Consider the following 338-nt stretch of genomic DNA (forward strand, 5'->3'; position numbering starts at 1 on the left):
TGTATGGATGGTCCAGGGGGTGCCAGAGGAGCTTAGTGAAGAAAATAGGGGTGACATAAGTAACAGCTCATTCATTGCCACGGGGAATGGGGTAGTGGTAATCGATACGGGGGCAACAGCTGCTTACGGTCGGAGGTTCAGAGAGGCTATTTCAGAATATACCGATGAGCCCATTCGCTGGGTGATCAATACCCACCATCACCCGGATCATATCTTTGGTAATAGTGCATTTTCAGATGTGCCGATAATGGCGCTTTCTGAGACACGAAATTTGTTAATGAAACATGGTGATTTTTATCTCAAAACAGTGCACGAACGTGTGGGAAGATATAGCGAAG

At 46.4% G+C, this 338-nt stretch carries 1 protein-coding gene; it reads left to right on the plus strand.

Going from position 1 to position 338, the window contains the following annotated elements:
• Window positions 1-94 precede the first annotated feature (94 nt).
• On the plus strand, window positions 95-338 hold a 244-nt coding region (locus tag A3754_RS26015), incomplete at its 3' end, for an MBL fold metallo-hydrolase (RefSeq protein ID WP_231880524.1).

The organism is Alcanivorax sp. HI0083, assembly GCF_001635175.1.